Genomic DNA, 18,838 nt, shown 5'->3' on the forward strand with positions numbered 1-18,838 from the left:
TGGTTCTTGGGGGGAATACCTGACAGTTCGCGGGCAGCCCGGGACCATGCGCGCCCGCTGGATGGGGCGCCGCTCGGCGAAGATCACGGGGTGCGCGAACCAACGACTGACTCGCACGCGGAGGGGCCTTCTGGATGTCGCCCATGCTCCGCCGCCAGGCCCGAGGAAGGGGCCGGCCGATGACGCGTTAGATCAGTCGGGTGAGATCAGTCGACTGAGACCAGCCGGGTGAGACCAGTCGAGTGAGATCAGTCGGGTGAGAAGGAAGGGTCGTCCGCCGCCGTGCGGACGACGGGGGGCAGCAAGCACGCCAGCGGGGCGCGCTGAGCCACGAGCCGCGGGTCGAAGACAGACCTCGCGACGACATCCCCCACGCTGGGCCCGAATGGGCCGTTTCCACCGCCGTTGGGCGCCAGCCCATTGGCGCCCATGTTCTTCGACATGGTGGACGGATCCGGCATGCCCGGCGTCGATTGGCTGGTCAGCCCATCGACCCTGAGCCCTGCCATGGCCTCGGCGTTGTCCATCACCGAGGCGGCGTCGCCAGCCGTGGGGAAATCGCCCATGACGGACCCGGCCGCGACAGAGGTGTGAGTAGCGCTGGCCGCCGCAGGATCGGCGGAGAACATCCCGAAGACCATCGCAAGCAGCCAACCGGCGGCCAACAGGACGCCTACCGCAGCCGCTCGCGCGACAACCTGACCGGCACCGGCCGCGAACCGCGCCATCCGGTCACGCCGATCAGCGATCGCGCCGTCTCCGGGAACGGCCACGGGCACGCGCCGGACAGCAGGGGCCATCGCCCTCTGCCGCCTCACCGGCCTGCGTGCCACGTGACCTCCCAAGCTCCAGAACCGACCCCAACCCAGTGAGGCCGGTTCATGGACTCACCCCTCAACGGTCCGTAACCGTAGCACCACCCAACGTCGTCGCAAGCACTTTTCAGGAGAGACCCAGGAAGTGGTCAAGGACAGGCGCCTTTCCCCTCGGGTTGGCCTGCTTCACCGGCCAACCGGTACCGGCTCCGGGTGGCACGCGCGAAACCAGGTATGACGCACCCCTGAGAGTTTGCTAACCTTTCTCTCGCCGACGCGGGATGACGGTCCCGCGTGCAGGCACCAAGTCCGGGTGGCGGAATAGGCAGACGCGCTAGCTTGAGGTGCTAGTGCCCAGTGATGGGCATGGGGGTTCAAGTCCCCCCTCGGACACTCGCTCGTACCCAATGAGAGTCCTGGTCGCTCGTAGCAGCGACCAGGACTTCATGCTTTCCGGGGTCGAAGGTGAGGACCAGGCCCAGTTCGGCGTAGACCTTGGTCTTGCGCGCAGGGTCGGCCTTGGTCAGGACTGCGACCATGTCGCCCATCTGGCGCAGAGTCGCTGCCATGGCTTCCCGGTCGAATCTGCGAGGGCGCCCGACGGGGAGATGGTTGAGGCGACGTTCCAGCGTAGCTTTCCTGGCTTGCTCGTCCTTCATCCATTCCGCCACGGTCACGGGGGCGGCGCCGGCGTCCAGGGCCGCACGGTAGCCCTTGAGCTTCCGGTCGCAGTCAGCAATCTCCCGCTTCAGTGACTCCGCCTCCAGGAGAGCTGGTGCCGGTACCTCGTCCGCGTGGCCAAGGATGTGCAGCGTCCAGTTGATGCTCCACGGGGTGAGCAGGCGGCCGAGATACTCGTCGAGCTTCGGGGCGAGGTCGATCTCCTGCAGCAGGACGTTGCTCTGTTGCGCCGCCTCATAGTCCTCGCGGCTGATGATGGGCGGGTGCGCGGGCTGGTTGGCCCAGATCCACTCTTCCTCGGGATTCCACCGCTGCTTGGTCGTATGCGCCATCAGGTAGGCGGCCGTACTCCGGAAGGGTGTGGAGCCGCGGATGGCGTAAGGGCGTGTATACGAGACGGCTGTCCTCACTCGCAGGGCGGCTCGGCGGCGGCCGTGAGCTGTTGTAGGAGGCGGGTGAGGGTGTGGCGGTCGGCTGCCGGGAGCTTGTTCAGGGCTTCGCCGATGCGCTGGCGGCGGACCGAGCGCAGTTGTTCCAGGATCTCGTGCCCGCGGCAGGTCACCTCGATGCGGACCTCGCGTCTGCTGTGCGTGGCGGGTGATCGTTTCAGGAGGTCAAGGGTGACCAGGCGGTCCACCATGCGGCCGGTGGCGGACGCGGACAGGCCGAGTTGGCAGGCCAGTGCGCTGAGCTTCAGGGGGCCGTGGCGGTCGGCCGCGAGCAGGTGACGCAGGGCGGTCAGAGAGAGGTCGTCCATCTCGGCGACGGCGTCGAGGGTGACCTCCGTCCAGAGGAGGGATGCCTCCTCGATCAGCCAGGCCGATTCCTTCACATCCGCCGGTAGATCGAACATTGCATTTATCTTCCCCGGAAACCGCGGGGCCATATCACCGAATATAGCTAGCTGAGCTAATATATTACATGTGACAACTTTTGTGTGATAGAAATAGTTGAACGACGCGCACTGTCAGAAACATGTCAACCGAAGGGTTGCCCGCATGTTCGGACGGGGAAGCAGGAGCACACTTGCGCAACGCGCGGCGGATGCCGCCGCGCAACGGCTGCTCGAAGCGGGGAAGTTACTGCACCGCAGCGACACGACCCCGGACCTGCGTGTCGTGTACCAGGCCCGCGACTCCGTCAACGACAGTCCCTACCGCGAACGCTGGGCCCACGACAAGGTCGTGCGCTCGACCCATGGGGTCAACTGCACCGGCTCGTGCTCGTGGAAGGTGTACGTCAAGGACGGCCTGATCACCTGGGAAACCCAGCAGACCGACTACCCGAGCGTCGGCCCGGACCGGCCGGAGTACGAACCCCGCGGCTGCCCGCGCGGCGCCGCCTTCTCCTGGTACACCTACTCCCCCACCCGCGTGCGCTACCCGCATGCCCGTGGCGTCCTGCTGGAGTTGTACCGGGAGGCGAGGGCCAGACTCGGCGATCCGGTCCAAGCATGGGCGGAGATCACGACAAATCCGGAAAAGCGGGAGAAGTACCAAAACGCCCGTGGCAAAGGCGGCCTCGTCCGGACGACCTGGGACGAAGCACTGGAGATCGCCGCGGCTGCGCATGTCCACACGATCAAGACGTACGGGCCCGACCGGGTGGCCGGTTTCTCGCCCATCCCCGCGATGTCGATGGCCTCACACGCGGTGGGCGCCAGGTTCATGTCCCTCATCGGGGCGCCCATGTTGTCCTTCTACGACTGGTACGCCGACCTGCCGATCGCCTCGCCCCAGGTGTTCGGCGACCAGACCGACGTACCGGAGTCGGCCGACTGGTGGGACGCCGCCTACCTGATCCTGTGGGGCTCCAACGTCCCGGTCACCCGCACCCCCGACGCCCATTGGATGACCGAGGCCCGCTACCGGGGCCAGAAGGTGGTCGTGGTCGCACCCGACTACTCCGACGCCAGCAAGTTCGCCGACGAATGGCTGCACCCGCATCCCGGCACCGACGGCGCCCTGGCGATGGCGATGGGGCACGTGGTCCTGAAGGAATACTTCATCGACCGCCAAATTCCCTATTTTTCAGATTATGTCCGCAAATTCACGGACCTGCCCTTCCTCATAACCCTGAACGAACACGAACGCGACCACGGCCTCGTCCCCGGCAAGTTCGTCACCGCCGCCGACCTGGGCGAGGACACGACCGACGAGGCGGCCTGGCGGCCCGTGCTGATGAACGCCCTCGACGACCGGCCCGCCGTACCCAACGGCACGCTCGGCGACCGCTGGAGCCCGGAGAAGGGCCGCTGGAACCTCTCGCTCGACGGCCTGGACCCGCTGCTCACCCTGTACCGGGAGGGCGGCGACAGCGCCGAGGTGCTGATGCCGCGCTTCGACGGCGGCGACGTGGTACGGCGGGGCGTCCCGGTGCGCCGGATCGGCGGCCAACTGGTGACCACGGTGTTCGACCTGCTGCTCGCCCAGTACGGCGTCGCCCGCCCCGGCCTGCCCGGCACGTGGCCCACCGGCTACGACGACCCCGCATCGCCCTGCACTCCGGCCTGGCAGGAGGAGATCACCTCCGTGCCCGCCGCCACGGTGATCCGCATCGCCCGCCAGTTCGCCACCACGGCGGAGAAGACCGGCGGCCGGGCCATGATCGTCATGGGCGCCGGCACCAACCACTGGTTCCATTCCGACACGATCTACCGCTCCTTCATCGCCCTGCTGCTGCTGACCGGCTGCCAGGGCGTGAACGGCGGCGGCTGGGCGCACTACGTGGGCCAGGAGAAGGTACGCCCGCTGGCCGGGTGGCAGCAGATCTCGATGGCGGCCGACTGGGTACGCCCGTCCCGGCAGATGGCGGGCACGCCGTACTGGTACCAGCACACCGACCAGTGGCGGTATGAGTCGTTCGCCGCCGGGGCGCTGTCCAGCGCGACCGGGCGCGGGTTGTTCGCCGGGAGGCACACGGCCGACCTGGTCGCCCAGTCGGCGCGGCTCGGCTGGATGCCCTCCTACCCGACGTTCTCCGCGAACCCGCTCGACCTCGGCCGCCGGGTGCGCGACAGCGGGCGGGACGCGTCCGCGTGGGTCGCCGAACAGGTCACCGAGGGAGGGCTCCGGTTCGCCTGCGAGGATCCGGACGCGCCGGAGAACTGGCCGCGGGTGCTGACGGTGTGGCGGGCCAACCTGATCGGGTCCTCGGCCAAGGGCAACGAGTACTTCCTGCGTCACCTGCTCGGCGCGCAGGACAACGCCACCGCCGAGGAGGCGCCGCCCGAGGCCAGGCCGCGCGAGGTGACCTGGCGGGAGGAGGCGCCGCGGGGCAAGCTCGACCTGCTCCTGGCGCTCGACTTCCGGATGACCTCGACCACCTTGTTCGCCGATCTCGTGCTGCCGGCCGCCACCTGGTATGAGAAGCACGACCTGTCGAGCACCGACATGCACCCCTACATTCACGCCTTCTCCCCCGCCATCAGCCCGCCCTGGCAGGCCAGGACCGACTTCGCCATCTTCCACGGGCTGGCCACGCGGTTCGGCGAGCTGGCCGCGGGCCACCTGGACACGGCGTGGGACCTCGTCGCCACCGGGCTCCAGCACGACACGCCTGCCGAGATCGCGCAGCCGGGCGGCGCCGTACCCGATTGGCGGGACGGGCACCCCGCGCGGGCCGGGCGGAATCTGCCGGCCGTACGGCTGATCGAGCGCGACTACACCGCGGTCGCCGCCAAGCTGGCCGAGCTCGGCCCGCTGACGGGTGAGGAGGGGATGACGGTCAAGGGCGTCACCGTCCACGCCGGGCCGGAGGTGGAGTGGCTGGCGGAGCGGTGCGGGCGAGCCGAGGACGGGCGGCCGCTGCTGGACTCCGACGTCAAGCTCTGCGAGGCCATCCTGGCGCTGTCGGGCACCACCAACGGGCGCCTGGCCGCGGCCGGGTTCGCGGCCCTGGGCGAGCGGTGCGGGCCGGCGTCGGAGCTGGACAAGCTGGGCGCGTCGGTCGGCGAGCGCCGGGTGGTGTTCTCCGACACGCAGGAGCGGCCGGTGCAGGTGGCCACCAGCTTCGAGTGGTCGGGCAAGGAGTCGCCCGAGCGGCGCTACGCGCCGTTCACCGTCAACACCGAGCACGCCAAACCGTGGCACACGCTGACCGGGCGCCAGCACTTCTATCTCGACCACGACTGGATGGCCGAGTACGGCGAGCAGCTCCCGATCTACCGGCCGCCGCTCGACCTGGCCGCACTCGGGGAGAGCGGAGGAGGAGGCGGCGGGGTGACGGTGCGCTACGTCACCCCGCACTCCAAGTGGTCCATCCACTCGGAGTACCAGGAGAACCTGCTCATGCAGACCCTGGCCAGAGGCGGCCCGGTCATCTGGATCAGCGTCGAGGACGCGCGGGCCGCCGGCGTGGCCGACAACGACTGGATCGAGGCGATCAACGCCAACGGCGTGGTGGTGGCCAGGGCCGTCGTCTCCCATCGCATGCCGCCGGGGACCGTGTACATGTACCACGTGCAGGAACGCCTGGTGAACGTGCCCCTGTCCCAGGCCACCGGCCGCCGCGGCGGGGTGCACAACGCCCTGACGAAGCTGCTGATCAAGCCGACCCACCTGATCGGCGGGTACGGCCAGCTGTCGTTCGCCCCCAACTACTACGGGCCGACCGGCAACCAGCGGGACGCGGTGACCGTGATCCGGCGCCGCTCCCAGGAGGTGACCTACTGATGGTGAGCGACCAATGAGCATGCGGGTGATGGCGCAGATCGCGATGGTCATGAACCTCGACAAGTGCATCGGCTGCCACACCTGCTCGGTGACCTGCAAGCAGACCTGGACCAACCGGGCCGGAACCGAATACGTGTGGTTCAACAACGTCGAGACGCGGCCCGGCCAGGGCTATCCGCGCGGTTACGAGGATCAGGACCGGTGGAAGGGCGGCTGGCGGCTGCGCAACGGGCGGCTCGTGCCGCGTGCGGGCGGCCGGGCGCGGCGCCTGGCCCGGCTGTTCGCCAACCCGGACCTGCCGCTGCTGGACGACTACTACCAGCCGTGGACCTACGACTACGCCAATCTCACCTCGGCGCCGCTCGGCGACGACGTCCCCACGGCGCCGCCGCGTTCGCTGATCGACGGCCGGCCCACGACGATCACGTGGGGGCCGAACTGGGACGACGACCTCGGCGGGCACGAGCACCTCGCCAACGACCCCGTGCTGCGAAAGCTCCAGGACGACGTCCGGCTCTCGTACGAGCAGGCGTACATGTTCTACCTTCCCCGCATCTGCGAGCACTGCCTGAACCCGTCGTGCGTGGCCGCCTGCCCGTCCGGCGCCATGTACAAGCGGATCGAGGACGGAATCGTCCTGGTGGACCAGGATCGGTGCCGGGGCTGGCGGATGTGCGTGACCGGCTGCCCGTACAAGAAGGTGTACTTCAACCACCAGACCGGCAAGGCCGAGAAGTGCACGATGTGCTACCCGCGGATCGAGGCGGGCGAGCCGACCGTCTGCTCCGAGACGTGCGTGGGCCGGTTGCGCTATCTCGGCGTGATCCTCTACGACGCAGACCGGGTCGGGCAGGCGGCCGCGGTGCCGGATGAGCACGACCTGTACCCGGCCCAGCTCGGCTGCTTCCTCGACCCCGGCGACCCGGAGGTGGCCGCCGCGGCGGAGGCGGCCGGCATCCCGCACGCATGGGTGCAGGCGGCCCGCCTTTCCCCGGTTTACGCGCTCATCACGCGCTATCGCGTGGCACTCCCCCTGCATCCGGAATACCGGACGTTGCCGATGGTCTGGTACGTGCCCCCGCTGTCACCGGTCGTGGACGCGCTGGCCGGCACCGGGCACGACGGCGAGGACGCGGGCAACCTGTTCGCCGCGATCGACGCGCTGCGCATCCCGGTCACCTACCTGGCAGAGCTGTTCACCGCCGGCGACACCGTGCCCGTCCAGGCGTCGTTGTCGCGGCTGGCCGCCATGCGCGCGCACATGCGGGCGATCAACCTCGGCGAGGAGCCCGATCCCGGCATCGGCGAAGCCGTCGGCATGACACCGGTCCAGATCGAGGAGATGTACCGCCTGCTGGCGCTGGCCAAGTACGACGAGCGGTACGTCATCCCCACGGCCTACGACGGCCGGGAGAGCGCGGAGCTCGCCGGGTGCAGCCTGGATGCGCCGGGCGGCCCCGGCATGGTGGAGGAGGAGCTCCACGGCCGGGTCAACCTGCTGAACTGGGACGGCAAGGGCCGGCCCGCCGGCCTCTTCCCGCGGCGGCGCGAGGCGAACCCATGATCGTGCACCAGGCCGCCTCCCTGCTGCTGTGCTACCCGGGCGACGACTGGCCCGGCAGGAGAGCGCTCGTCGAGGACGCCCTGCGCGAGGTGCGGGGCGAGGCCGCCGCGCTGCTGCGCGCGTTCTGCGCCACGGCGATCGCGCCGCTGGACCTGGCCAGGACCTACGTCGCCACCTTCGACCGCAGCAACCGCCGGACCCTGCACATGACGTACTACACCGACGGCGACACCCGGCGCCGCGGCATGTCGCTGGCCCGGCTCAAGGCGCTCTACCGCGCGCACGGCTGGCTGCCCGACACCGCCGAGTTGCCGGACTTCCTGCCGCTCATGCTGGAGTTCGCCGCCCGCTGCCCCGGACCCGGCACGGACCTGCTGCACGCGCACCGGCCCGGGATCGACGTCCTGAGCGCCAACCTGTCCGGGTACGGCGGGCCGTACGCCGGAGTCCTGCAAGCCGTGGCGGCGAGTCTCGGCGACCCGACCCCGGCCCAGCGCCGCCTCGCCCGCGCCATCACGACCGGCGGGCCGCCCGCGGAGACCGTCGGGATCGAAGCCCTGGGAGCCTACCGATGAGACATCTCGAGATCGCCGTGTGGGGTGTGCTGCCGTATGTCGTGTTCGTGGTGTTCGTAGCGGGATCCGCGTGGCGTTACCACTACGACCGCTTCGGGCTGACCACCCGCTCGAGCCAGCTGCACGAGAGCCGTCTGCTGTCGGTGGGCGGCCCGCTCTTCCACTACGGCCTGCTCTTCGTCGTCGCCGGCCACGTCGTCGGGCTGCTGGTGCCCGAATCGGTGACCGAGAGCCTGCGCATCAGCGAGTCCTTCTACCGGGCCAACGCCCTCGTCGTGGGAGGGCTTGCCGGGCTGGCCTGCGTGGCGGGGCTCGGGATCCTGCTGTGGCGGCGGCTGAAGGTCGGCGCGGTACGGCTGGCCACCAGCCGGACCGATCGGATTCTCTACCCGGTGCTGGCGATCGTGCTGCTGGCCGGTCTGTGGGCGACGCTGACCGGGGCGGGCAGCACCTACGACTACCGCCAAGGCGTATCGGTCTGGTTCCGTAGTCTGCTGGTGCTCCAGCCCGACGTGGCCGCCGCCGCTCACGCGCCGCTGATGTTCCAGGTCCACATCCTGTTCGGCATGGCGTTGTTCGCGCTGTGGCCGTTCAGCCGCCTCGTCCACGCCTTCGCCGCGCCCGTGGGATACCTGCTGCGGCCGTACGTCGTCTACCGGCACCGGGCTGCGGCCCGCAGGGGCTCGGCCACCGTGCGCTGACCCGGCTGGAATGCCGCGTTGACACAGGGTTTCGGCCGTGCAAATACCTCACTAAAGGTCCACGAAATGCATCGGTCCCGAGTGAGGGCAATGTAGCCCGCCACATCCGCAAATGATCTGTCCATCAGCTGTGTGACGGACATCACTCGTCCATAGCCACACGGCGGAAATGGGCGGCGGGATCGGCATTCCTTCGCTGATCCCGGCGCTGATCAAGCGCCTGCTCGGGGTGAAAATCAGGTGACATTTCCGGCCAGTTGCCGGAATGTTGGGTGCGGGCGATGAGTTTTGTCGGTGGTGCAGGTCAATCTAGGCATGACCGCTACGACCGGTGCGGCCCACCGCTGGGACGCCAGCCAAGACCGAGTTCCGTCCGACAACCCTGATCGAGGTAACGTGCCCAGCCCTAAGCTTGATTCCCCCGCCATGCCCGCGTCCGCGGTCAAGGGGCGCACCCCAGCCGTGATCCGGCTGCTGGTGCTCGCCACATTCGTGGTCATTCTCAATGAGACGATCATGATCAATGCGATCCCTCGCCTCATGACGGCTCTGAGCATCACGGAGCAGACCGCGCAGTGGCTTTCGACCGCCTTCATGTTGACCATGGCAGCCGTCATTCCGATCACGGGATGGTTCCTGCAGCGGGTCTCCACCCGCACCGCCTATAAAGTCGCGATGGGATTGTTCCTGATCGGCACGGCATTGGCCATGATCGCGCCGACGTTCACCGTGTTGCTGGGGGCGCGCATCATCCAGGCGTCCGGCACGGCCGTGATGATGCCCCTGCTGATGACCACGCTGATGCAGGTGGTGCCCGAGTCCGACCGGGGCCGGGTCATGGGCAACGTCACGCTGGCCATCTCGGTGGCGCCCGCGATGGGCCCGGCCGTCTCCGGTGTGATTCTGCAGTTCGGGTCCTGGCGGCTGCTGTTCGCCGTCGTGCTCCCGATCGCGGCGCTGATCACCTGGACCGGCCTGAAGCAGCTCAAGAACGTCGGCGAGCCCAAGATCAGCCACATCGACTGGTTCAGCGTGGTGACCGCGGCCGCCGGTTTCGGCGGACTGGTCTACGGCCTCAGCCGCTTCGAGGGCGGCGACATCCGCCTGGCCGGCGCGATCGTCGGGATCGGCGTGATCCTCATCGCGATCTTCGTGTTCCGTCAGCTGAAGCTGCAGAAGCGCGGCGTGCCCCTGCTCGACCTGCGCACCCTGCGCCACCGCACCTACACGATCGCGCTGATCATGATGTCGGTGGCCTTCATGGCGATGCTCGGCTCGATGATCCTGCTGCCGCTCTACCTGCAGAACGTGCGCGGGCTCGACCCCCTGCAGACCGGCCTGCTCGTGATGCCGGGCGGCCTCGCGATGGGTCTGCTCGGCCCGACGGTCGGGCGGATGTTCGACCGGTTCGGCGGGCGCGTGCTGGTCATTCCGGGTGCGATCGGCATCACGCTGTCGCTCGCCGGCTTCACCCAGGTCACGATGACCATGCCGTTCTGGCAGCTTCTCGGGCTGCACGCGCTGCTGATGGTCGGCCTGGCGGCGACCTTCACCCCCGTCTTCACCCTGGGGCTGGGCGCGGTTCCGCCGTCGCTCTACTCCCACGGCAGCTCGATCCTGAGCACGCTGCAGCAGGTCGCCGCGGCCATCGGCACCGCGCTCGTGGTGACCGTGATGAGCGCGCGCGCCGAGAGCCTGCGCGCCGACGGCGTCACCGAAGTGCTCGCCCAGCTCGAGGGCATGCGGCTCGCCTTCATCATCGGCGCGGTGCTGTCCATCGCGGTGGTGATCACCGCGCTGCTCCTGCCCGCCCGCGCCGACACCTCCGTCGAACACGCGGGGCACTAGAAGCCAGCAGCACATCCGACGCTGGAGCCCGCTCAGCCGAGCAGGCTCCAGCGTGGGCCGTCGGCGGTGTCCTCGACGAGGACGCCGCCTTCGCCCAGGGCCTCCCGGACCGCGTCCGCCAGGCCGAAGGCACGCTCCTGCCGCAGCCTCTCGCGCAGCGCCAGGAGCGGCGGCACGATCTGCGCGGCCATGCTGCGGCCGGCGTCGGCGCCCAGCGTGGCGATCATGCGGCGCAGGGCGTCACGCGCTTCCTCCGAGCCGCCCGCGTCCTCTTCCATGTCCGCCGCCCAGCGGGCGATCTCACCCTCCAGATCCAGAATGATCTTGGTGGCGACCGACGGGCCGTCAGCGGTGGCGAAGGACTCCTCACACGCCCGTACGGTCTCCTCCAGCGTCAGCTCCCTGACCGCGGCCGCCACCGGTTTCACCTCGGGCGCCGTGGCCTCGCCGCGCAGCAGGCCGCGCAGTTCCCCGATGCTCGCCGTGGTGCCCGCGGGCAGCACGGCCCGCGTGCCCCCGGCGCGGACGGTGAGAACGCCCCGGCCGACGACCCGCGCCCGCTCGGCGACCAGGTCGATGACCACCGCGGTGTGCTCGTCCACGCCGAGGATGCCCGTCCCGGCCGGCAGCTCGCGTTCCATCCGCGACAGGCGCCGCTCACCCAGGTAACAGAAGCGGGTGTCGTGCGTGCCGCCCTCGGCGTTGTCGTAGTGCGGGATCACCACCGCCTCCAGCCCCAGCGGGCGCAGCAGATCGAGCCCTTCCCGCCAGTACGGCTCGGCCCCCACCTTGTAAATCTCGTACACCGGCACCGTCGCCGCCCCCGCGGTGCACGCGGCTGCGGAGGCCAGCACGGTCACCCCTTGCCGGGCGCGCACCCGGGCCCGCAGGTCACCGGCGTCCGAGCCGCCGAGCCAGCGATCGAGCGCGTACGTCGGGCTGCCCGGCCCCGAGAACACCCAGTCGGCCGTGGCGATGACGCCGCCGACCTCCACCTCCAGCCCCACGCTCCGGGCGAAGTACTGCTGAGCCCGGGCCGAGATGTCCCGGGCGTTCTCCTGAAACGCATACGGCGTGTCCAGCAGGATCGCCCTGGGCTGCGGCCCCAGCGCGCCGATCACGCCGCGATGCACCTCGACCATGGTCGGGCTGGTCTCCCCCGACCCCATCAGAACCAGCGTCCCGGTCATGCCATACAGGGACGCACGAGGAACGCGCTGCAGCAACCGCACACTTGCGTAGCCGGCGTTCTTGCATACTGGTCGCAGCAATCGGAGACGACGAGGACGCCAACTGTGCATGAACTCTCGGTGGAGGTCCTGATGCTGCACGCCGACCATACGGGCACGTGGTCGTACCGGCACCTCACCGTTCCTCCCGGCCCGGGCGAGAGCCCGGACGAGGCCGCGCGCCGGGCCTGCGAGCTCGCGCCCGGCGCGCCGGACAGCGTCGTGCACTCCACGAGCTGGCGATACGACCGCGAGCGCGCACGGGTCGTCCTCACGTACGCCGTGTGCCCGGACCCGGTGCCCGGCGCGCCCCGGGCGGTTCTCGGCGACCTCCCGATCGCCCGGGGACCCGCCCCGGCCTCACCCAGCCCGGAGCGGATCGAGATGGCGAACGTGGCGGCGCACGCCATCCAGCACCTCGCCTTCCTGATGGCCACCGACCCGGTGGTCGGCGAGACGCTGGCCCGTCGGCCCGCGATCGCGGCGGCCCTGCGGAGCTGCTCTCCGGTGCCGGCCGGTGAGCTCGGCACAACCCAGATCACGTTCGGCCGCGCAGCAGCCGCCGGCCGGTGAGCTCGAACGCGGCCCAGACCACCAGGCACACGGCGGCCATCGCGGCCGGCGCCGGCCAGAGCGGCCCCGCGGGCCAGGGCCGGCCGAGGAAGCCGATGCTGAGCAGGAGCAGCGGCATGACGCTCATGGCCAGCCCCGCCGCGCAGGCGGTGAGCGCGATGAGGAGCGCCTCCCAGCGGATCATGGACAGAAGCTGGCCGCGGGTCGCGCCGAGACGTTGGACGGCGGTCAGCTCGGCGCCGCGGGCCGCGGTGGTGGCGACCAGGCGGTTGGCGACGGAGACCAGCACGTAGCCGAGGAGCACGGCCAGCACCGCCAGGTTGATCCACAACTGGGCGTTGGTCTGCCCTGCCTGCGGCGAGGTGGCGTCCGCGGCGATCTCGACACCGGGCCAGCTCTCCTTCACAGCCTCGAGCGCGCCGGGGTCGGCCACGCGGACCAGGACGCTGGAGGCCAGGCCCGTGGTGGTGTGCCCGGCGACGAGGTCGCGGGACAGGACGACCGGGCCCAGCCCGAGCGTGCGGGTGTAGGTGGCGGCCACGCGCGCCTTCACCCTGAAGCCGTCGCCCAGGATCAGGTCACGTTGCTCACCCACCTTCCCGGCACGTTCGTCCAGCGCGATCGTGGCGCCCTTGAGGTTCGCCAGGCTGCCCTGCGTGATCCCCAGGTCCACGATCCCGGCCGCTTCCGGGCCGAGCACCATGGCGGCGCGGTCCTTGAGGCCCTCGCCGGGGTCGCCGAGGGCCAGCGAGCGGCCGACGACGATGGTCGTCGAGGTGGCGATGGCGGCCTTCACGCCCGGGGTGGCGCGCACCGACTCCAGCAGCCCGTCCGGGATGCCGCCGTAGGCGGGAGCGGTGACGACGGCGTCGGCCTTCAGGATCTCGGCGGTCTGCGCGGTCGTGGCGCTCAGGACGGTGGTGTGGGTGAGCGTCATGCTCGTGGTGAGCGTCACCACCATGCCGAGCGCGGCCACCGCGCCCGCGGTGCGCAGCGCGTAGCCGTGGGTGTTGGTCACGGCGAGCCAGGCAGGGGCGGAGACGCGGGCGGGCACGAGCCGCACGAGCAGGCCACTGCCCAGCTGGACCAGCCTGGGCCCGGCCAGCGCGAGGCCGACAACCGACAGAAGCGCGGCCATGCCGGGCCCCACGGCGGCGACCTCGCCGCGGAGGAACAACGGCATCGTCGACAGGACCAGCGCGGCGCCGATGAGGGCGAGCCCGCCGACGAACCGCGGCCGCGACGGCGTGCGCGGCTCGCTCTGGGAGTCCCGGACGGCGGCCGTGGCCGGCATCTTCGAGGCCGGCAGCGAGGTGGCCCAGGCCGAGAACCGCACGACACCCAGCAGCAGTACGGCGGCGCCGGCCGCGGGCAAGGGGCTGTAGGTCAGCGGAAGCTGCGCGGGCAGCATGCCGAGGGAGACCAGCAGGTCGCCGAAGTGGGCGGCCAGGAGGTAACCGGCGGCGGCGCCGGGCAGCAGGGCGGCCACGGCGGCGGTCATGCCCTGGGCGGCGACGAGCTTGCGGACCTGGCGCGGGGTGGCGCCGGCGGCCCTGAGCAGCGCGAGGTCGCGGCGCTGCCGGGTGATGGACAGGGAGATGCCGCCGCCGACGACGAAGCCGACGATGAGCAGGCTGATGCCGCCGATCGAGCTCGGCAGCATGATCAGCATGGTGCGGGCGGCGGCCGTCTCCGGGGATTCCGCGTCGCCCTTGGCCTGGCCGGTGCTGACGACGTAGCGCTCGCCGAGCTTCTGCCGGACGGCTGTGGCCAGGGTCTCCGCGGTGGCGCCCGGGGCGGCGCGCAGGGCGATGAGGTCGGCCTTGCCGGGCCTGCCGTACAGGGTGACGGCGGTCTGGTCGGGGAAGTAGAGGCCGGGGCGGTCCACGACGCCGGTCACCCGGTAGGTGGCGCGCCTGCCCGCCGCGACGACCTCGACCTCGGCGCCCTGCCGTACGGCATGCGCGGTGGAGACGGCGAGCTCGCCCGGAGCAGTGGGCGCGCGGCCGCTGACGAGCTTGGCGCCGGCCGGCGCGGCCGAGGACCAGCCGTGACCGGTCCCGCCGGACGCCTTCACGGTCTCGCCGGGTGTCTTCGCGGGTGTGCCGGGTGTCTTCGCGGGTGTGCCGGGTGTCTTCGCGGGTGTGCCGGGCGTCTTCACGAGGGCGGCCGGGAAGGTGAGGTCGGCGGAGGCGGCGGCGACGCCGGGGAGGCGGGACAGCTCGGCGGCCAGCGAGGCGGGCACGGGCGCGCGTTCCGGCAGCGCGACCGGGAGGTCTTCCTTCTGCGCGACGGTCTGCGGGGCGGAGACGAGGACGTCGGCATGGGTCAGGCGCTGCTGGGAGATGCCCGAGCGCAGGCCGGACTCGATGACGACGCCGGTGCCGGTGACCAGCGCCATGCCGCCGAACACGGCGAAGAAGGCCACGACGAGGCCGCCCAGCCCCGACATGGCGAGGGCTGTCCTGATCATCGTGCACCACTTCCGGCGGGGATCTGGGCGAGCTGGGTGAGGCGGGTGGCCAGGTCCTGCGCGGTGGGCGTGGCCAGGACGTCGACCACCTGGCCGTCGGCCATGACCAGGGCGTCGTGGGCGCGGGCCGCGGCGGCGGGGTCGTGGGTGACCATGACGACGGTCTGGCCGAGGTCGTCGACGAGGGAGCGCAGCAGGTCCAGGACCTGCCCCGCGGCGCGCAGGTCGAGCGCCCCCGTGGGCTCGTCGGCGAAGACCACGTCGGGCCGGCCGGCCAGCGCGCGGACGATGGCGGCCCGCTGCTGCTGGCCGCCGGAGAGTTCGGCGGGCCGGTGGCGCAGGCGATCCTGCAGGCCGACGCGTTCGACGAGTTCGGCGATCCAGGCGCGGTCGGGGCGCCGGCCGGCCAGGCGGAGCGAGAGGGTGAGGTTCTCCTCGACGGTGATGGCCGGGAGCAGGTTGTAGGACTGGAAGACGAAGCCGACGCGCTCGCGGCGCAGGATCGTGCGTTTGGTCTCGTTGAGGCGGCCGATGTCCACGCCGCCGATCTCGACGCCGCCGGACGTGGGCCGGTCGAGGGCGGCGGCGCACTGGATCAGCGTGCTCTTGCCGGAGCCGGAAGGGCCCATGACGGCGACGAAGCGGCCCTGCGGGAAGCCCAGGGTGACGTCGTTGAGCGCGACGAGGTCGCCGTATTTCTTGGTGACGCCGGTGAGCGTGACGACGTGGTGCATGGTGCCCAACCCTAGGAATCGGGCCCATGCCGCGGACATCCCGCGCGCTGCCCGACCGGCGGTAGTGCAGGCACTACCGTGCTTTTCCGAAAAGCACGATGACTCCTTATTAAGGAAATCACCGGAAAGAAAACGCCGGCCCGCGTGAACGGGCCGGCGTCGTGATTTCTAGGCGAACCGCTCCCACGGTCCCAGCGCGCCGGCGCGGGCGCGCAGCATCGCGTAATCGCCGCCGCCATAACCGAGCTCGGCCGAGACCAGAAGGCCGTTGGCGAGCGAGGTGATGGTCACGCAGCCGCTGCCGCAGGAGGCGATCCAGAACTGCTCCCACGGCCCGATCGCCGAGGCGCGGGCGCGCAGCATCGCGTAGTCGCCGCCGCCGTAGCCGAGCTCGGCGGCGACCAGGAGGCCGTTGGCCTGCGAGGTGATGGTGTCGTAGGTGGACCCGAAGCAGACGGTGTACAGCTCCCAGGGCCCGACGGCCGAGGCGCGGGCCCGGAGCATGGCGTAGTCGCCGCCGCTGTACCCGAGTTCGGCCGACACCAGCAGGTTGTTGGCCAGTGAGGTGATGATGACGTTGGAGTGGCACTGCTGGGTCGCCGCCCTGCCGGGAACCCGCTCGGCGGTGACGAGGTCGGACAGGGTCCGGCGTTCTGCCGTCTGGGCCGCGGCAGGCTGGAATGACCCGAGAGTGAGCGCGAGCAGTACGGCCATGCAGACGGCGATTAATCGATTCAATGTTTTACGCATTGAACCAACCTCCCTTTCTGAAGCCCGTCAGAAATGTGCTTGCCGGAGGATCATCAATCGGCCCGTCGCGCGTGTCAACCCGCTTTTATCATTAAAAAGTAGTCCGGATCTTGGCATATCATCCACAGATGCGTTTTGAGCTGCTTGGACCGGTACGCGGCCTGCGCGGGGACGAAGAGCTCGACCTGGGCTCCCCTCAGCAGCGCCTGACCCTCGCCGCCCTGCTCCTGGCCGAGGGTCGCGTGGTCGGCCAGGACCAGCTGATCGACATCCTGTGGGCCGACACGCCGCCCAAGACCGCGGCGAACGTCGTGCGGCAGTACCTGTCCCGGCTGCGCGCCGTGCTGGGCGCCGAGGTGATCCAGTCGGTGGCCGGCGGCTACCGCTGCGCCGCGGAGACCGACGTGGCGGACTTCCACCGGCTGCTCGCCGCGGCCGCGCAGGCGCCCGTGGCCGAGGCGCACGCGCTGCTGCGCCAGGCGCTGGATCACTGGCGGGGCGAGCCGCTGGCCGGGCTGCCCGGCCTCTGGGCGCAGGCGCAGCGCACCCGGCTGACCGAGGCGCGGCTGGTCGCGCTGGAGTCCAGGTTCGACACCGACCTGGCGACGGGCCGGCACGCCGAGGTGATCGGCGAGCTGACCGCGCTGCACGCCGCGCACCCGACCCGTGAGCGGCTGTCCGGCCAGCTCATGCTGGCGCTCAAGCGAGCCGGCCGGCAGGCCGAGGCCATCGGCGTCTACGCCGAGACCCGCCTGCTGCTCGCCGAGGAGTTCGGCGTGGACCCGTCGGCCGAGCTGGCCGCCGCCTACCAGCAGGTCATCGCCGCCGAGAAGCCCGCGTCCGCGTCCGCGCCGACGCCGCGCCAGCTGCCCGCGGTCACCACCGACTTCACCGGCCGCGCCCCCGCGCTGACCACCCTGGCAGCCGCCCTCCGCGGCAGCGGCGCCCTCCCGATCGCCGCCGTCTCCGGCCAGGGCGGCGTCGGCAAGACCACCCTGGCCCTGCGCGCCGCCCACACCGCCGCGGAACACTTCCCCGACGGCCAGCTCTTCGCCGACCTCGGCGGCGCCAGCGCCGAGCCGATCACCCCCGAGGCCGCGCTGGCCTCCTTCCTCCACGCCCTGGGCCACGCCGAGCCGCCGGACGGCCTCGAGGAACGCGCCGCGCTCTTCCGCTCCACGCTGGCCGACCGGCGCGTGCTCGTCGTCCTCGACAACGCCGCCGACCTGCGCCAGGTCCTGCCGCTCCTGCCGGGCTCGCCGGCCTGCGCGGTGCTGATCACCAGCCGGGTACGGCTGGCGGGCCTGGCCGGCGCCACCCACGTCGATCTGGACGTCCTCAACCTGGACGAGGCCCGCGCCCTGCTGGCCGCCGTGGCCGGGCAGGCCCGCGTGACCGCCGAGCCGCAGGCCGCCCTGGACCTCATCGGCGCCTGCGCCTTCCTGCCCCTGGCCATCCGGATCGCCGCCGCCCGGCTGGCCGCCCGCCCCGCGTGGACCCTCGGGCAGCTTGCCGCCCGCCTGGCCGACGAGCGCCGCCGGCTGGCCGAGCTGCGCGCGGGCGACCTGGCCGTCGAGGCGTGCTTCGCGCTGGGGTACGACCAGTTGCGGCCCGACCTGGCCCGGGCCTTCCGGCTGCTGGCCGTGCCGAACGCGGCCGCGCTCACGCTGCCCATGGTCGAGCAGTTGCTCGACACGCCGGACGCGGAGGACCTCTGCGAGCGGCTCGTCGACCTGAACCTGCTGCAGTCGCCCTGGCCCGGCCACTACCGGCTGCACGACCTGCTGCGCGTCTACGCCCGCAGCCGGCCCGACGACGAGATGGTCCAGCAGATGGCGCTGCTGCGGCTGTGCACGTGGCTGAAGGGCAGCGTGGTGTCGGCCATCCGGCTGGCGGCGCCTGGACACCCGGTGGTCGAGGGACTCGACCAGGGGGTGGGCCGGCGCTTCGCCGGCCTGGACGAGGTGACGGCGTGGCTGGACACCTCGATGGAGGCGGTGCTGAGCTGCCTGGACCAGGCGATCCGGCTGGGCAAGGGCGACCTGTCCAGGATGGGGGCGCTGCTGGAGATGCTGGCCGTGCTGCGCGAGAGCAGCACCGACTACCGGCCGCACGTGGAGCTGCTGCTGACCGAGGCCGAGCGCAGAGGTGACGAGGCGGCGCAGGCTTATGCGCGATCCTTGCTGCTGATTGGGGTGCGAGCGGACGGCTGAACGCCTACG

The 18,838-nt window shown here is 70.9% G+C and carries 14 protein-coding genes and 1 tRNA gene; 8 read left to right on the forward strand and 7 right to left on the reverse strand.

What is annotated here, in order from left to right; all coding sequences use genetic code 11:
- Positions 1-248 precede the first annotated feature (248 nt).
- A complete protein-coding gene (locus FVE25_RS45915) occupies positions 249-779 on the reverse strand; it encodes a hypothetical protein (RefSeq protein WP_246268513.1) in 531 nt (176 codons plus the stop codon).
- Positions 780-1,122: 343 nt separating this feature from the next.
- Here FVE25_RS45915 and FVE25_RS45920 point away from each other — a divergent pair.
- Positions 1,123-1,208: transfer RNA gene (locus FVE25_RS45920), tRNA-Leu, on the forward strand.
- Here the strand turns inward: FVE25_RS45920 and FVE25_RS45925 are convergent.
- Both FVE25_RS45925 and FVE25_RS45930 read right to left on the reverse strand, forming a co-directional pair.
- Positions 1,190-1,828 carry a hypothetical protein gene (locus FVE25_RS45925; RefSeq protein ID WP_157253841.1) on the reverse strand — a complete coding sequence of 213 codons (639 nt, stop codon included), beginning with the start codon at positions 1,826-1,828 and terminating at the stop codon, positions 1,190-1,192. The two genes, FVE25_RS45920 and FVE25_RS45925, sit on opposite strands and share 19 nt — an antisense overlap.
- 74 nt (positions 1,829-1,902) lie before the next feature.
- Positions 1,903-2,349 carry a MarR family winged helix-turn-helix transcriptional regulator gene (locus tag FVE25_RS45930; RefSeq protein ID WP_157253842.1) on the reverse strand — a complete coding sequence of 149 codons (447 nt, stop codon included), beginning with the start codon at positions 2,347-2,349 and terminating at the stop codon, positions 1,903-1,905.
- Positions 2,350-2,494: 145 nt separating this feature from the next.
- Here FVE25_RS45930 and FVE25_RS45935 point away from each other — a divergent pair, with 145 nt between their 5' ends.
- The 5 genes from FVE25_RS45935 (at position 2,495) to FVE25_RS45955 (ending at position 10,857) form a co-directional block, all read left to right on the forward strand.
- Complete coding sequence (locus FVE25_RS45935) at positions 2,495-6,169, forward strand: nitrate reductase subunit alpha (RefSeq protein WP_157253843.1); 3,675 nt, start codon at positions 2,495-2,497, stop codon at positions 6,167-6,169.
- Positions 6,170-6,188: 19 nt separating this feature from the next.
- Positions 6,189-7,733, forward strand: coding sequence for a nitrate reductase subunit beta (narH, locus tag FVE25_RS45940; RefSeq protein WP_181019937.1), 1,545 nt, complete (start codon positions 6,189-6,191; stop codon positions 7,731-7,733).
- The gene (gene narJ / locus FVE25_RS45945; protein WP_157253844.1) at positions 7,730-8,308 is read left to right on the forward strand and encodes a nitrate reductase molybdenum cofactor assembly chaperone; all 579 of its coding nucleotides are present in this window, start codon (positions 7,730-7,732) and stop codon (positions 8,306-8,308) included. Before narH ends, narJ begins: the two co-directional genes overlap by 4 nt.
- Positions 8,305-9,009, forward strand: a complete 705-nt coding sequence (gene narI, locus FVE25_RS45950; protein ID WP_157253845.1) for a respiratory nitrate reductase subunit gamma — start codon at positions 8,305-8,307, stop codon at positions 9,007-9,009. Before narJ ends, narI begins: the two co-directional genes overlap by 4 nt.
- A gap of 426 nt (positions 9,010-9,435) precedes the next feature.
- Entirely contained in the window at positions 9,436-10,857 is a 1,422-nt protein-coding gene (locus tag FVE25_RS45955; protein WP_157253846.1) for an MDR family MFS transporter, read from the forward strand.
- Between the two features lie 32 nt (positions 10,858-10,889).
- On the opposite strand, the gene FVE25_RS45960 is transcribed toward FVE25_RS45955, so the two are convergent.
- Positions 10,890-12,047, reverse strand: coding sequence for a cysteine--tRNA ligase (locus FVE25_RS45960; RefSeq protein ID WP_157253847.1), 1,158 nt, complete (start codon positions 12,045-12,047; stop codon positions 10,890-10,892).
- A 105-nt stretch (positions 12,048-12,152) separates the two neighbouring features.
- On the opposite strand from FVE25_RS45960, the gene FVE25_RS45965 reads away from it, so the two are divergent.
- A complete protein-coding gene (locus FVE25_RS45965) occupies positions 12,153-12,659 on the forward strand; it encodes an NUDIX hydrolase (protein ID WP_157253848.1) in 507 nt (168 codons plus the stop codon).
- Here the strand turns inward: FVE25_RS45965 and FVE25_RS45970 are convergent.
- The 3 genes from FVE25_RS45970 to FVE25_RS45980 form a co-directional block, all read right to left on the reverse strand.
- On the reverse strand, positions 12,625-15,132 hold the full coding sequence (locus FVE25_RS45970; RefSeq protein ID WP_157253849.1) for an FtsX-like permease family protein: 2,508 nt from the start codon (positions 15,130-15,132) through the stop codon (positions 12,625-12,627). The genes FVE25_RS45965 and FVE25_RS45970 overlap by 35 nt on opposite strands.
- Entirely contained in the window at positions 15,129-15,866 is a 738-nt protein-coding gene (locus FVE25_RS45975; RefSeq protein ID WP_157253850.1) for an ABC transporter ATP-binding protein, read from the reverse strand. The genes FVE25_RS45970 and FVE25_RS45975 overlap by 4 nt, the downstream gene beginning before the upstream one ends.
- Positions 15,867-16,034: 168 nt before the next feature.
- On the reverse strand, positions 16,035-16,616 hold the full coding sequence (locus FVE25_RS45980) for a fascin domain-containing protein (RefSeq protein ID WP_157253851.1): 582 nt from the start codon (positions 16,614-16,616) through the stop codon (positions 16,035-16,037).
- 128 nt (positions 16,617-16,744) lie between these two features.
- Between FVE25_RS45980 and FVE25_RS45985 the strand changes: the two genes are divergently transcribed.
- Positions 16,745-18,829, forward strand: coding sequence for an AfsR/SARP family transcriptional regulator (locus FVE25_RS45985; RefSeq protein WP_157253852.1), 2,085 nt, complete (start codon positions 16,745-16,747; stop codon positions 18,827-18,829).
- Positions 18,830-18,838 lie beyond the last annotated feature (9 nt).

Source organism: Nonomuraea typhae (genome assembly GCF_009760925.1).
GTDB lineage: Bacteria > Actinomycetota > Actinomycetes > Streptosporangiales > Streptosporangiaceae > Nonomuraea > Nonomuraea typhae.

Coding starts and splice junctions, on each gene's coding strand:
- FVE25_RS45925 (WP_157253841.1), bottom strand. CDS start 1,828: ATGGCGCATACGACCAAGCAGCGGTGGAATCCCGAGGAAGAGTGGATC.
- FVE25_RS45930 (WP_157253842.1), bottom strand. CDS start 2,349: ATGTTCGATCTACCGGCGGATGTGAAGGAATCGGCCTGGCTGATCGAG.
- FVE25_RS45935 (WP_157253843.1), top strand. CDS start 2,495: ATGTTCGGACGGGGAAGCAGGAGCACACTTGCGCAACGCGCGGCGGAT.
- narH (WP_181019937.1), top strand. CDS start 6,189: ATGCGGGTGATGGCGCAGATCGCGATGGTCATGAACCTCGACAAGTGC.
- narJ (WP_157253844.1), top strand. CDS start 7,730: ATGATCGTGCACCAGGCCGCCTCCCTGCTGCTGTGCTACCCGGGCGAC.
- narI (WP_157253845.1), top strand. CDS start 8,305: ATGAGACATCTCGAGATCGCCGTGTGGGGTGTGCTGCCGTATGTCGTG.
- FVE25_RS45955 (WP_157253846.1), top strand. CDS start 9,436: ATGCCCGCGTCCGCGGTCAAGGGGCGCACCCCAGCCGTGATCCGGCTG.
- FVE25_RS45960 (WP_157253847.1), bottom strand. CDS start 12,047: ATGACCGGGACGCTGGTTCTGATGGGGTCGGGGGAGACCAGCCCGACC.
- FVE25_RS45970 (WP_157253849.1), bottom strand. CDS start 15,132: ATGATCAGGACAGCCCTCGCCATGTCGGGGCTGGGCGGCCTCGTCGTG.
- FVE25_RS45975 (WP_157253850.1), bottom strand. CDS start 15,866: ATGCACCACGTCGTCACGCTCACCGGCGTCACCAAGAAATACGGCGAC.
- FVE25_RS45980 (WP_157253851.1), bottom strand. CDS start 16,616: ATGCGTAAAACATTGAATCGATTAATCGCCGTCTGCATGGCCGTACTG.
- FVE25_RS45985 (WP_157253852.1), top strand. CDS start 16,745: ATGCGTTTTGAGCTGCTTGGACCGGTACGCGGCCTGCGCGGGGACGAA.